Annotated in this window: 12 protein-coding genes; 10 read left to right on the top strand and 2 right to left on the bottom strand. The window is 43.3% G+C overall.

Going from position 1 to position 14,104, the window contains the following annotated elements; genetic code table 11:
- Nucleotides 1-37 precede the first annotated feature (37 nt).
- Nucleotides 38-1,522, top strand: a complete 1,485-nt coding sequence (locus tag ABIB50_RS19375) for an alpha-L-fucosidase (RefSeq protein ID WP_429382450.1) — start codon at nucleotides 38-40, stop codon at nucleotides 1,520-1,522.
- 8 nt (nucleotides 1,523-1,530) lie between these two features.
- On the top strand, nucleotides 1,531-2,427 hold the full coding sequence (locus ABIB50_RS19370; RefSeq protein ID WP_429382448.1) for an SMP-30/gluconolactonase/LRE family protein: 897 nt from the start codon (nucleotides 1,531-1,533) through the stop codon (nucleotides 2,425-2,427).
- Nucleotides 2,428-2,524: 97 nt separating this feature from the next.
- Here the strand turns inward: ABIB50_RS19370 and ABIB50_RS19365 are convergent, their stop codons facing one another.
- The gene (locus tag ABIB50_RS19365; RefSeq protein WP_429382446.1) at nucleotides 2,525-3,313 is read right to left on the bottom strand and encodes an SDR family oxidoreductase; all 789 of its coding nucleotides are present in this window, start codon (nucleotides 3,311-3,313) and stop codon (nucleotides 2,525-2,527) included.
- 66 nt (nucleotides 3,314-3,379) lie between these two features.
- Between ABIB50_RS19365 and ABIB50_RS19360 the strand changes: the two genes are divergently transcribed.
- The 4 genes from ABIB50_RS19360 to ABIB50_RS19345 all read left to right on the top strand — a co-directional run bounded on the left by ABIB50_RS19360 (nucleotide 3,380) and on the right by ABIB50_RS19345 (nucleotide 6,481).
- A complete protein-coding gene (locus ABIB50_RS19360) occupies nucleotides 3,380-3,910 on the top strand; it encodes a lipocalin family protein (RefSeq protein WP_429382445.1) in 531 nt (176 codons plus the stop codon).
- Nucleotides 3,911-4,539: 629 nt separating this feature from the next.
- A complete protein-coding gene (locus tag ABIB50_RS19355) occupies nucleotides 4,540-4,947 on the top strand; it encodes a hypothetical protein (RefSeq protein WP_429382444.1) in 408 nt (135 codons plus the stop codon).
- Nucleotides 4,948-4,979: 32 nt separating this feature from the next.
- Nucleotides 4,980-5,801: a hypothetical protein gene (locus ABIB50_RS19350; protein ID WP_429382442.1), complete on the top strand. Its 822-nt coding sequence runs from the start codon at nucleotides 4,980-4,982 to the stop codon at nucleotides 5,799-5,801.
- A gap of 20 nt (nucleotides 5,802-5,821) precedes the next feature.
- A complete protein-coding gene (locus ABIB50_RS19345) occupies nucleotides 5,822-6,481 on the top strand; it encodes a hypothetical protein (RefSeq protein WP_429382440.1) in 660 nt (219 codons plus the stop codon).
- Nucleotides 6,482-6,507: 26 nt separating this feature from the next.
- Here the strand turns inward: ABIB50_RS19345 and ABIB50_RS19340 are convergent, their stop codons facing one another.
- Nucleotides 6,508-7,245 carry a hypothetical protein gene (locus ABIB50_RS19340; RefSeq protein WP_429382439.1) on the bottom strand — a complete coding sequence of 246 codons (738 nt, stop codon included), beginning with the start codon at nucleotides 7,243-7,245 and terminating at the stop codon, nucleotides 6,508-6,510.
- 432 nt (nucleotides 7,246-7,677) lie between these two features.
- On the opposite strand from ABIB50_RS19340, the gene ABIB50_RS19335 reads away from it, so the two are divergent.
- The 4 genes from ABIB50_RS19335 (at nucleotide 7,678) to ABIB50_RS19320 (ending at nucleotide 14,093) form a co-directional block, all read left to right on the top strand.
- Nucleotides 7,678-8,598: a helix-turn-helix domain-containing protein gene (locus ABIB50_RS19335; protein ID WP_429382437.1), complete on the top strand. Its 921-nt coding sequence runs from the start codon at nucleotides 7,678-7,680 to the stop codon at nucleotides 8,596-8,598.
- A 362-nt stretch (nucleotides 8,599-8,960) separates the two neighbouring features.
- Complete coding sequence (locus ABIB50_RS19330; protein ID WP_429382435.1) at nucleotides 8,961-9,560, top strand: TetR/AcrR family transcriptional regulator; 600 nt, start codon at nucleotides 8,961-8,963, stop codon at nucleotides 9,558-9,560.
- A 108-nt stretch (nucleotides 9,561-9,668) separates the two neighbouring features.
- A complete protein-coding gene (locus ABIB50_RS19325; protein ID WP_429382433.1) occupies nucleotides 9,669-10,853 on the top strand; it encodes an efflux RND transporter periplasmic adaptor subunit in 1,185 nt (394 codons plus the stop codon).
- A gap of 24 nt (nucleotides 10,854-10,877) precedes the next feature.
- Nucleotides 10,878-14,093, top strand: coding sequence for an efflux RND transporter permease subunit (locus tag ABIB50_RS19320; RefSeq protein WP_429382431.1), 3,216 nt, complete (start codon nucleotides 10,878-10,880; stop codon nucleotides 14,091-14,093).
- The last annotated feature ends 11 nt before the right edge of the window (nucleotides 14,094-14,104 follow it).

The following is a 14,104-nucleotide window of genomic DNA, read 5'->3' as shown; positions in this document are numbered from 1 at the left end:
AAAAACATTTACATTAGCTAAACCAATATCATCCTGAATGAAACTACTATTTACTACTTTGCTTTGCGGCATCAGCTTTTTAGCCATCAGCCAATCTGCACCAAAACCTTATGGACCGTTACCCACAAAGGGCCAGCTGCAATGGCAGGAAACAGAAATGTACGCTATCATCCATTTCGGCCCGGATACCTATACTGATAAAGAATGGGGTTTTGGCGATGAGGACCCGGCGGTAATGAACCCTACACAATTTAGCGCCATGCAAATTGTAGGCGCTGCAAAAGCCGGCGGCTTAAAGGGGATAGTTGTTGTTGCCAAACATCATGACGGTTTTTGCATGTGGCCCACCAAAACTACCGAACATAACATCAGCAAAAGCCCTTACAAAAATGGTAAGGGCGATATTGTAAGAGAATACCGCCAGGCCTGCGATAAATTAGGAATGAAGATGGGCGTATACTGCTCGCCGTGGGACAGGAACAGCCCGTTATATGGCAAGCCCGACTATGTTACCGATGTTTACCGCAAACAGCTAAAAGAATTATACAGCAATTACGGCCCGCTATTCATCGTATGGCATGACGGCGCTAACGGTGGCGACGGCTATTATGGCGGCGCTAAAGAAAAACGCACCATCGACCGCTCGACTTATTACGGCTGGGATGAAACCTGGGGCATAGCCCGCAAATATCAGCCTAACGCAGTAATATTTGGGGATGTTGGCCCGGATGTACGCTGGGTGGGCAACGAACGCGGCCAGGCCGGCGAAACCAGCTGGGCCACCTACACACCACATGCACCTGAGGTTGGCAAGCTGCCGGGCAATGGTTTTGTGTTGGATAAAGAAGGCGTAGAGGGACACCGGGACGGTAAATTCTGGATGCCTGCTGAGTGTGATGTGTCTATCCGCCCGGGATGGTTTTACCATGCAGATCAGGATACTAAAGTAAAATCACCGGCTACATTAATGAAACTGTATTATAATAGTGTTGGGCATGGTGCCTGCCTTGATCTGGGCCTGTCGCCAAACCGCTTGGGTTTACTGGCTGATGGTGATGTTAAGGCCCTTGCGGGATTCGGCACGATACTAAAAGAGACTTTTGCTATTAACCTGGCTAAAGGCGCTACGCTTACACCCAGCAATGTCCGCGGGAAGAATAAAACGCTGTACGGACCTGCAAAGTTGTTTGATGCTGACCGTTACAGCTATTGGGCCACGGATGATAAAGTAATGACTCCCGAGCTGATCATCGACATGCATCAGCCTAAAACATTTAACGTGGTACGCCTGCGCGAGAATATTAAACTTGGCCAACGCATAGATGCAGTAGGAGTAGATATTTTTGCAGACGGCATTTGGCAGGAGGTTGCTACGGCTACCAGCATTGGCGGTAACCGTATTATCCGCTTACCTGTAAATGTGACCGCGGCCAAAGTTAGGTTAAGAATTGTCAAGGCCTCCGCCTCAACAGCATTAAGCGATTTCGGCTTATATAAAGAAGCACCCATACCAACCGAATAATTATCGATATGAAGTTTATTAAAAAAGCATTTACACTTTCAGCATTTACAGTTATGGCCCTTACAGCAGCTGCACAGCATAATTTGTTCGACACCCTTGCAAAATCCACCCTGATATCTAACCAGTTTGCATTTACCGAAGGCTGCTCGGTAGCTAAAAATGGCGATGTGTTTTTTACCGATCAGCCTAATGATAAGATCTGGAAGTACGACATGAAAAAAGGCGAGCTATCAGTTTTCCTGGATAAAACAGGCCGCTCGAACGGAACCTATTTTGATAAGAAAGGCAACCTTATCACCTGTGCCGATGATAAAGGCGAACTATGGTCGGTAAGCCCTAAAGGCGTGGTTACGGTTTTAATGACCGACCTGGAAGGCAAACAAATGAACGGCCCTAACGATATCTGGATAGATAAAAAAGGCGGCATTTACATGACCGACCCCTACTACCAGCGCGATTACTGGACCCGTAAGAAAAAAGAGCTGGACGGCGAGCATGTTTATTACCTGCCCAACGGCGCCAAAACCCCAATAAAGGTTGTAGGCGATATGCGCCAGCCAAACGGTATTGTTGGTACGCCGGATGGTAAATACCTGTATGTATCTGATCTGGGCGCACAAAAAACTTATAGATATACGATTAACGCTGATGCGACTTTAAGCGAAAAAACGTTGCTGTTTAACAAAGGATCGGACGGGATGACATTGGATGAAAAAGGTAATATCTACATTACCGGTAAGGGAGTAACGATATACAGCCCCGACGGTAAAAAGATAGCCAACATCCCTAACACAGATAACTGGACAGGCAACGTGGTATTTGCAGGCAAGAACCGGGACGTGTTGTTTATAACCGCGTCAAAATGCGTTTATATGTTAAAGATGAATGTTAAGGGGGTAGAGTAGAGCCCTTTGCCTTTTGTCATTCTGAGCGTAGCGAAGAATCTGCCGAGCGGCGAATGCAAATTTGCAGATTCTTCGCTATGCTCAGAATTACAATCTTTTATACCATAACCCGGTATTCATAGCCTAAAACTTCACCCACATTCACTCCCGTCACAATCTTCCAGTTTTCCTTTTCCTCAATAAAATGCGGTGGTTGTAACCCTGATGCTACGGCAGCCTGCGTGTAAAAATTAGCGCGGGTAGGGTGCGAGGGCGATACGGCATTATACGTATTACCAAAGGCCTGTTTATCCAATATCGCGTTGCTGATGCCTATACAGTCGGTTAAATGGATCAGGTTAACCGGGGCTTCGCCATTGGGTACATCGGTTTTACCGGCGAAGAACCTGCCCGGATCGCGGCCGGGGCCAATTAGTCCGCCAAAGCGGATAATGGTTGTTGTAAAATCGGTTTGTTGTTTCAGCAGGTCCTCGGCAGCTAACAGGACCTTACCCGATTCACTGTCGGGGTTTGGCGCATCCAGTTCGGTAACTTCGGTATTGCTGTCGCCATATACGCCGGTCGAGCTGATGAGTAACACCTGTTTAATTTGATAGGTTTTGATGAGGGTTAGCAGGCGTTCAATCTTGTGCAGGTATTCGGCGCCGTTGCCGGTGCGGGCTTTTGGCGGGATGCTGATCCACAGGACGTCGCATTCAAAGAAATCGGGGTCTGTTACCTCGCTATCGGGCGAAAGGTCGATCAGGTAAGGCTCAATCCCGGATTCCGCCAACATGGGTAATTTATCGGCAGTTGTTGTCGATCCCTTCACCTTTACCCACTTATTTACCAGCCCTTTAGCCAGTTCCAGCCCATACCATCCGCAGCCTAAAATACTTACCGTCATACTTCAAATATCCGCCTTTTTATTCAATCGGTTAAACTTTTAACACTTTTTGGCTGTTCTTATACTATGAAGATGAAGAAAGAGATCATAGCAACATCGGCCATGTTAGGGCTTGCGGGTATTGCCGCTTTAACGTTACAGGCACAGGACAAACCCTTAGCTACCGTTCAATATGTCGAGTTGGATAAATACCTGGGCAGGTGGTATGAGATAGCCGCTTTCCCGCAAAGTTTTGAGCGTGGCTGCAGCCATACTTATGCCGAATACAGCCTGAACGACGATGGCAGCATCCACGTTAAGAATACCTGCATTAAAGACGGCAAAGTTAAAGTAGCCAATGGCAAAGCCACCGTAACCGATACCAAAACCAACGCTAAGCTGGCGGTGCAGTTCTTCTGGCCGTTTAAGGGTAAGTACTGGATAATTGGTTTGGGGCGTGATTACTCTTACGCTTTAGTTGGTCACCCTAACCGTAAGTATTTATGGATTTTAGGGCGTAAGCCGGTAATGGATTCGCAGACGTATAACCACCTGGTTGCGCTGGCAGCAGGGAAGGGGTTTGATGTACGGAACCTGATAAAAACCGACCAGGATTAGCCCCTTTGTTTTGTTTCACGAAATGGTGGAACAAATGAAACAAGTGAAACAAGATTGTGAATTAACTATTTGATAGTTAGCTTTTTGTAAAAAGTTGGTGAAACAAAATGAAACAACTTTTACGTCAGGCTTTTTGTGTGAGATTTTGTGGCTTTTATTTGATAATCAACTAATTGTGAAATAGCGGTTTTGAAGGGTTGAAACAAGGTTTTTGTTTCAGGAGTGAAACAAGATTTTGGCCGTATTTGAACGCGTGCCGGCGCTCAATTGCAGCTAAGGCTGTTACTTTTTTCCTTGATGAAAAAAGTAACCAAAAAACTTAGCGTAGCGATCTCATGAACACCTTAAAAAAAACAAACAATAGGTGAATAAATCAAGTCAGACGGGATGCTTCTCTGCCGCACAGGCCTTATGCGCTGCAAAGCCGGTAAAACCGAGGGCCCGGTCCTTTTGCCGCCGGTTGCGCGCGGGGCCCATGCTTCAGGCAAAATTACCAATGCCCTTGCAGCCGCGCGACCCAGCTTGTTTTACCGCCTTTCGCCCGAAGCTGCCCGTCTGACGGTCCCAATAAAAATGATTCAGGATACCTGCAAAATATTATATATTTAACAACCCAAATAACCGCACATATGTACACTACGCTAATTGCAATATATAGTGGCTTGGTTTCCACCCTTCTTGCTATTTTAAAATTCAAAGAAACTTGGGAAAATAGATTCCGAATTTTTACGCTATTAACTTCTGGAATAGATAATCAAATTCATATTACTAATTTATACACTAAATCTGTTACCATAATAAATTATGATTTGTTTTGGGCAAAAAATAAGAAATCTGAAGACGGTTATAAATCTATAAATACTGGCTCTGAGGAATGTTGTAACATAGTTGTAGCGGCGAATGAAACCAAAGTTCTCACTTTTTCAGATCAGTATAGTTTTTCATTGAATAAAAATAAAGGAAATTTATACATCCGATTATATTTAGCTGACCGAAAAAGGCCGGTGACCAATTTATTGTATCCATGGAAAGATTAATTTCAAAATACAGCTTTACTAAATGATCAAATATGATAACCGAATTATTAGTAATTGAACAAATAGACGTTCATGGAAAAGTTACAGTTTTCCAAATAATGGGGGAATATTTGCAATGGACATTTCAAACGGGACAAACAAAAAAGCATAGCGATGCGGATTTTTTTCCATTTCAGGTATTTGAAGAGAAGAGAATTTTAAAACGGCCACCGGGTGCTGAAACAAAGTGCGTTGTCAATGGCGATGAAATTATTTTTTGCGATGATTACGGTGTGCGTGGTGGATCTGTTATAGCCGTCTTATTTCCTCCAAATTATATTCCAGATATTATCAAATTCAAAGATAAGCCATTTATTCCAACAGGGTTCGCAGGTTTAGTTTCCACTACTCCTCCTGGTCAAATACAAGTATTATATAACCACCTTGAGAAAAGATCCGCAATAGTTTTCAATATTCATCATCAGATTTGTTTTGGCTTTAAATGTATTGCAAAAAAGGTAGAAGAAGGGAGTTTCCCAAGAAACGAAAGTATGTATGCCGATAACTTTTTCGACTTAACCATTAGCCGTGATTTTCTAAAAACAGAAGCTATTACAAATGAAGATTTAAAAATTATAAACAAAACTGTTGATAGCATGAATCTAGATAATTTGAAAAATGACCTAAACGAATTATTACAACTAATAAAAAATGGAAAAAAAGAAGATTCAACAACTTTACTAAATAAAATAAGTTCCTTTTTAGTTAGTGGAATGGGAACTACCAGTAATTTAATTACTATAACGGATAGTTATAAAGCTGGTGGAGTGAGTTTCGAATTCATTCATAAAATATTGCAGTATGCAAACTTATAGCTTTGCATATTCATATAATAATGGAAAAAAAAGAATTGCTATTTGAGTTGGACGCTTACAATTTAGGGGAGAAGCGGACCAGATTAATGGTTGAGTTATTTGGGAATGCGTATCGTACAATTAAAAGTGTGTATTTATTTAAATATTTTGATGAATACGCAAAGCAACTTTCAGCTAATGAAAGAACCGAAATTTATTGGAATGCGAGTTACTACGAGAAACTGATCGATTATATTAAAATATGCGTGGCTTATGAAAATTATAACAAAGCTATGTTAATTAGAAACGGTTACCTCGTTCACCAATTAAAGAAAACTTCGCAGAACTCTACTCTTTATAACTTACAAAAAAGCGGGGTTCCTATTAAAATCAATGATTTTTTAGCTATAACCAATGTCATTAACGGTCCATCTGAACACTTAATATTTGAGGGATTGCCCAATCATTTGCCGACGATAAACTTTTCAACCACTTTAAGTAAAGCTTATCAAAGCATTATTGGTTTAGATGAAATTTTTATATATCAATTAAAAGAAATTAATGAAAAACGTAATCGTCTTCATTTTTACACAGAGTACCGAGGAGCGTTTTCCGTTAGAGACCATGTTAATAAATGGGCGGGGATAAAGGATTATTCGGTTTCGACCATTGAGAAAGAGTGGATAAATATAAAAGACTGACAAGCGTGTTAGTGCACCGTCAATTACTAATCCTCATTCCTCCAGCGACAAGTTTCACAAAAATAGCCCATTGGAAAACGCTCATATGTTAAGTTGCCATACATAGCCTCGCTTAGATGTTCCCATAAATAATGATCACCTGTGAGTACTTCACAATGTGGGCAAGTATTAGACAAATAACTGTGGCCAACCGTTTTACTATAATTGTTTCGAATAATTACTCCTTTTGAACGAGCAAAAGTTAATTGGTCGTCAGTAAAAGTATCGGGTCCTGAGCAGTAGGAGGGAGCGCTTAATATCGCGATTTTCATACTACCATCGCATTTCCAGCATTCAGAATCTATAATAAAAAGACTTTTTTCATGTTGAAAACTACCACACTTTGTACATTTAGGGTTCAGGCAAGTGCCTACACAAAAAGGTTGCTCAATCGTTGTTATTACATAGTCTTCATTAGGCTGTATTTGAATATATATAATGTCTTTAGAAAGATAATATGCAAGGGTATCTTCCTTAACTTTTTTGTTTTTCGAAATGTGTATTGCTGCAAAAAGCTGCATATTGGTAGTAAATAAACCAATATCAGCCTTTAGGTCGCCCGAGGGTACGTCGGTCTTTATAGCGGTTACTTTCTTTAATAAATTCCCGGTATGACCATCACGACAAAAGCTACATATCCAATCCATATTTAATGGCCTAACTTCGTCAATATGTGACTGTAATAGCATGTATAAAGACTGTTTAAAAGCAGCTGGTGTCGGCATATATTTTAGTTTATACTAATATAATAATATTAGGAGGTTATGCATTGCCCTCGCACATTTTTCATAGAGACGCAATGCTTTGCGTCTCTACATCATGGCAATCCTCAAATCCTAAAAATCATGGTTCAGACAATGGCCATGCGCACCGGCCGCGTTAACGATGGCAGCGGATACCGGCCCTGCGCCGTATGAGCGTACAGCGTGGGCCGCAGGCAACGCTATGATAGTGATTAGAGATTGGTTGATTAGTGATTAGGCTTAGCGCTCTTAAATACTCAAATATTAACTGATCAAGAAAAGCTTAAGCATCGCACCAAATCACCATTCTTAGATTTTGTTACAACTTGCGTGTATCCGGTTATTTTTATTTTGGTTAATGCCCCTACATTTGTATTGTTAAATAAGTAATTGCAGATCAATAACAATCATATCATGTCAGCAACAGAACCATACCGCATTCGTACTATTGAAGAGTATCACCACCTGGCTGGTTTGCCCCGGCCGGAGCATCCGCTGATCAGCGTGGTTGACATGGCCGATGTGAGGTGGGTAATGATGGATCCGCCGGTGAGCCGCACGGTTGATTTCTACACCTTAACGTTAAAAAGACATCCGGGCAATGGTTTCAGGTATGGGCAGCAGCAATACCAAACCCAAGGTGGCATTATGTATTTTATGGCACCAGGGCAGGTGTTTGGTCCGCCGCCCAGGTATGACGAAGCAAATAAAACCACCGGTTGCGGACTATACATCCATCCCGACTTTTTGTGGAACACACCTTTGGCCAAGCAAATAAGGCGCTATGAATATTTTGATTATGCGGTAAATGAAGCGCTGGCGCTGACGGAAAAGGAAGAGGCGATAATGATGAATATCATCCAAAACATCCAGACCGAATATAATGCCAACATGGACAGGTTTAGCCAGGACATCATTATATCGCATATAGAAACACTGTTAAATTATTCTGACAGATTTTACAATCGCCAGTTTCTTAGCCGCAAGATGGAGAATAATCAAATGCTTGACAGGCTGGAGGATCTGCTGAACGGATATTTTAACGGGAAGGATTTACTGGCGCATGGATCGCCCAGCGTGCAGTATGTGGCCGAAAAATTAAACATATCGCCTAATTATTTAAGCGGTTTATTAAAAACACTCACAGGGCGCAATACCCAACAGCATATACAAGACAAAATGCTGGAGAAGGCCAAAGAAAAGATCTCGACCACAGAACTGTCAGTAAGCGAGATATCGTACGAGTTAGGTTTCGATCATCCGCAGTCTTTCAGTAGGTTGTTTAAGGCTAAGACCGGGCTTTCGCCTTTGGAGTTCAGGCAGACCTTTAACTGATAGTGATGGGCCCCGGGTAGTGCGTAAGCATTAACAAACGCTGACGAGCGCAAGGTGGTGGCTTATAATACACGTTCTTTGAAAAGCAGTTGGCTATCCGATAGCCGGCCTATAATCACGCTGTCATTTCGAAGCGTAGCGAGAAATCTTATACGAGCGACAGGTAGCAAAGCGTTTAAGATTTCTCACTCGTTCCTCGTATCGAAATGACAAAAAGAGGTAGAGAATTCCATCACCCAATAATACACCCATTAAAAAATCTAACACTGTTAAGTAAATGACAAATAAATGATACGGTGTATGAAATATCGTTATACATTTGTACCGTTTAACAGTGTTAAATAAATTAATGCCCAAAAGCAATGGCAAGTAAAGACAGGATATTACGTTTAAAAGAGGAAACCAGGTGCAATATACTGGATGCTTCTTTAAAGATTGTAAAAGAGGGGGGATGGGATGCCTTAAGTATGCGTAAGATAGCAGACGAGATAGAATATACCGCGCCTATTATTTATGAATACTACAGTAACAAGGGGGCCATATTATTAGAGCTTACCCGCAAGGGGTTTCTGCTTTTAGCCAAACAACTTGAAGAAGCGAAAGCCAAACACCGCTTACCGGCCAAACAGCTGGAAGCCATGTGGCTGGCATATTGGAACTTCGCCTTTGCCGAAAAGGAATTGTACCAGGTGATGTACGGTGTTGAAACCAGCTGTTGCGAGATGGCTAAGAAAATGCCCGAATCTGAAATACCTACCGACCTGATATGGGACGTGATTGTAGAGCTGATGCTGCCGCACGTAGGTACCGAAGACGAGGTTTGTATTAAATATTACACGTTCTGGTCGGTAATTCACGGCCTGATATCTATCAATATGGTTAATCGTGGTAACAGCGACGAAACTAACCAGGAAATATTAAAGACCGCTATCAGCGGCATTATCCGCTCAATAAAAGGATAACAAAGTCCCTAAAAGGATAAATTTTTTTACAGCAAAAATAACATTGTTAAAAAATTTAACAGTGTTAAATAAAAACAAATTTAAGATCTACCATTAAAATAAGTAACCATGACAATTCCACAATCATCCCTTTCATTTAACACTGTTAAAAAAATTAATAGTGTTATAGCTATCGCGATAGCTTTATTAGCGCTGCTGTTTATAGCAGGCTGCTCATCATCGCCCGCCGCCGCACCAGCGCCGCCACCACCGGCTTTACCGGTACAAACTGTTGCATCAAGCACGGTAACTACTTACCAGGAATATCCTGCAGCCATAGAAGGTACGGTTAACGTCGAAATTCGCCCGCAGGTTAGCGGCGCGTTAGATAAAGTATTTGTTGACGAAGGCGCTTTAGTAAGTGCCGGTCAGCCAATATTTAAGATCAACGACCAGCCGTACCGCGCTGCTTTAAATAACGCGTTAGCCAGTCTGCACGCCGCCGAAGCAGCTCAGGGCAACGCCCAATTAGAAGTAGAAAAATTAACCCCATTGGTTGCTAATAAAGTTGTATCTGACTATCAGCTTAAAACCGCCAAAGCCGCTTTACAAATTGCAAAAGCCAATATCGAGTCGGCTAAGGCAAATGTATCAACCGCGCAAATCAACGTAGGTTATACCACTATTAAAGCCCCGGTAAGCGGTTATATAGGCCGCCTGTTAAAGAAACAAGGCAGCCTGGTATCGCCACAGGATGTTGAGGCTTTAACGCAACTAAGCGACGTGCATGATGTGCATGTTTACTTTTCGCTTGGCGAGAAGGATTTTGTTGGCTTTAAAGACCAATATACCGGCTTAACGCTAAAAGACAAGATCAAACACCTGCCGGCTGTAACTTTATTATTGGCCGATAACAGCGAATACGCTATTAAAGGTAAAATTGATATGATAGACGGCCAGTTTGATAAAACTACCGGTGCCATTACCGTACGTGCCAGCTTTGCAAACGCGCAGGGTTTACTACGCTCGGGCAATACCGGCAAGATCCGTTTAAGCCTGGTACATGCTGATGCGTTGACCGTGCCTGAGTCGGCCACTATTGAGATGCAGGACAAGATCTTTGTGTTTGCCCTGGCTGACAGCAATAAGGTTAAGAAAGTGCCTATCACCATAGGCGGTAAAAACGGTACGGACTACATTGTTAAAGACGGCTTAAAAGCCGGCGACCAGATTGTACTGAGCGGTATTGACAAACTACAGGAAGGCACCAAAATAGCCCCGCAAAAAGCAGCAGAGAAAGTTGCTAAAAACTAATTACCACTACAAATTTCAGAAATCATGTTCAAAATATTCATAAAAAGGCCTGTGCTGGCAACCGTTATCTCCATATTACTGGTGATAGTGGGTGTGCTGGGCCTTACCAAATTGCCCTTAGAGCGTTTTCCAAATATTGCCCCGCCGGCGGTATTGGTAACAGCTGTATACCCGGGCGCTAACGCCGAAACCATTTTGCGTTCGGTAACCCCCTCTTTAGAGGAAGCAATAAATGGCGTAGAGGGCATGACCTACATGACATCAACCGCCAGTAATGACGGTACCTTAGGCATCACCGTTTACTTTAAACAAGGTACCGACCCCGATCAGGCGGCGGTAAACGTTCAAAACCGGGTATCGCAGGCTACCAGCCAGTTACCTGCCGAAGTGGTACAGTATGGTATAACCACCACCAAACAACAAAACAGCTTTATTGGCGCCATAGGCGTTTATACCGAGGACCCTAAGAAGTACGACCAGACTTTTATTGCCAACTACGTACAGATCAACATCATTCCGGAAATTAAACGGATCCCGGGTGTAGGTTCTGCCAGCGTATTTGGCGGTATTAAAGATTACTCCATGCGTGTTTGGCTAAACCCCGGCCAAATGGCAACGTATAAAATTACCCCTGCCGAAGTTATGGCAGCTATACAGGATAAAAACTTAGAGGCCGCGCCGGGTAAACTTGGCGTACAAAGTAAAGAAGCTTTTGAATATGTAATTAAATACAAAGGCAAGCTTACCAAGCCCGAAGAATATCAAAACATTGCTATCCGCGCCAATGCAGATGGTTCTGTATTGCATTTAAGAGATGTTGCCCGTGTTGAGCTGGGCACTTATTCATACACCAGCGCTACCCATCTTAACGGCCACGATGGTATTATTATAGGTGTGATACAGTTATCAGGATCAAACGCTAACGAGATCCAGATAGCTATTGATAAGCTGATGGAAAAAGCGTCGAAGGATTTCCCTGTCGGCATAAAATATAACCAGTTCTATCGCACCAAAACCGATTTGGACGAATCTATTAACCAGGTTGAACATACCTTGATAGAGGCCTTTATATTGGTGTTCATCGTAGTGTTTATATTCCTGCAGGATTTCAGGTCGACATTGATCCCGGCTATTGCTGTTCCGGTTGCTATTATAGGTACGTTCTTTTTCATGCAGCTGTTTGGGTTCTCTATTAACCTCTTAACGTTGTTCGCGCTCGTCCTGGCCATTGGTATTGTGGTGGATGATGCCATCGTTGTCGTGGAGGCGGTGCATGCCAAAATGGAGCACAACCCGGGCCTTACGCCAAGAGCGGCAACCACGGAGGCTATGCATGAAATTACAGGCGCGATTATATCTATTACGCTGGTTATGGCGGCCGTGTTTTTACCGGTAAGCTTCATGACCGGGTCTACCGGGATATTTTACCGCCAGTTTGCGTTGACGATGGCTATAGCTATCCTGATATCGGCTGTTAACGCTTTAACTTTAAGCCCTGCATTGGCAGCCTTATTCTTAAAGAATAAACATACAGCAAACGGTAAAGATGCACCAAAAAAAGGCTTTACAGAGAAATTTTACGCGGGCTTTAACAGCAGCTTTAACTACATGACCGATAAGTACATCGGCGGTGTTAAAACGCTGATCAAGAACAGATGGGTTGCTATTTCGGGCCTTGCTTTAGTTGCGGTTGCCACTGTTTACCTGGTTACTACCACCAAATCCGGCTTTATCCCTACGGAAGATCAGGGCTTTGTGGCCATAGCGGTTTCAACGCCATCAGGTAGTTCGTTAGATGCCACCAATAAAACATTCAAGCAAGCCGAAGATCAGTTAAAAACTTTACCGTCGGCAAGGTTTGTTACGGCGCTGTCGGGCTTTAACTTCCTGACACAATCAAGCAGTCCATCAGCAGGGGTAATTTTCCTGCTGTTAAAACCTAACGACCAAAGGGGTGCCGTCAAGAATATTGACGATATCCAAAATATAGTCAGGGGCAAATTGGGCGGGATCCCGGGCGGTACGTTCTTCGTGTTTAGTTTCCCAACGGTGCCGGGCTTTAGCAACGTAGAAGCGCTTGACGTAATGCTGCAGGATAAAACCAACGGCAGGCTGGATAAATTTAGCGGTATTGCCAATAACTTTATCGGCAAGCTGATGCAGAAAAAGGAGATAGCCTTTGCCTTCACTTCTTACAAAGCAGATTACCCGCAACTACAATTAGAGGTTGATGATGAAAAAGCCAACCAGCTGGGTGTAAACGTAAAGGATATACTATCTACCATGCAGGCGTACTTTGGTACGGCACAGGCATCAGATTTTAACCGCTTTGGTAAATACTACCGCGTGGTTGTTCAGGCTGATGTCGCTGATCGTACAGATCCTTCGGCTATCGACCGTGTGTTTGTGAAAAACATTAAAGGCGAGATGGTGCCGGTTAACACGCTGGTAAAATTAACCCGTGTGTTTGGCTCAGAAACCGCGTCAAGATATAACCTGTTTAACTCTATCGAGGTTAACGCTATCCCTAAACCCGGTTACAGCTCGGGCGATGCCATCCGTGCCATCCAGGAAGTCGCTAAAGACGAATTACCAACAGGTTTTGCCTACGAATTCTCGGGCCAAACACGTGAAGAGATCTCGTCAGGCGGTCAATCAACCATCGTATTCCTGATGTGCCTTGTGTTTGTTTACTTCCTGTTGGCGGCACAGTACGAAAGTTACATCCTGCCATTAGCGGTTATCCTGTCTATCCCCACAGGTATCTTCGGTGTGTTTGTGGTATTGGGCTTAACCGGTATTGAAAACAACATCTACGTTCAGGTAGCGTTGATCATGCTGATAGGCTTGCTTGCCAAGAATGCCATCCTGATTGTCGAGTTCGCCTTACAGCGCAGAAAAGCAGGGCATGACCTGGTGTCGTCGGCAATAGAGGCCGCTAAATTAAGGCTGCGCCCTATCGTCATGACATCGCTGGCATTCGTATTCGGCTTGTTCCCCATGAGTATCGCAACCGGTCCGTCTGCACAGGGTAACCACTCTATCAGTATCGGCGCAGCCGGCGGGATGGTATCAGGTGTATTATTAGGCTTGTTCATTATCCCGGTATTGTTTGTGATCTTCCAGCATCTGCAGGAAAAAGTTACCGGCGTACCATTTGAAACCGATAAAGAAAACGATGATCATCATCACCGGCATGGCGTAACTATACCGGCCATTACAAAACCAGAACTGGTATAATTTAAATAAGA

Origin of the sequence: Mucilaginibacter sp. UYCu711, assembly GCF_050433825.1 — a bacterium.
In the GTDB taxonomy this organism is placed as follows: Bacteria; Bacteroidota; Bacteroidia; order Sphingobacteriales; family Sphingobacteriaceae; genus Mucilaginibacter.
Note: the sequence above shows the minus strand (reverse complement) of the source record. Positions and strands in the feature narration are given on the sequence as shown.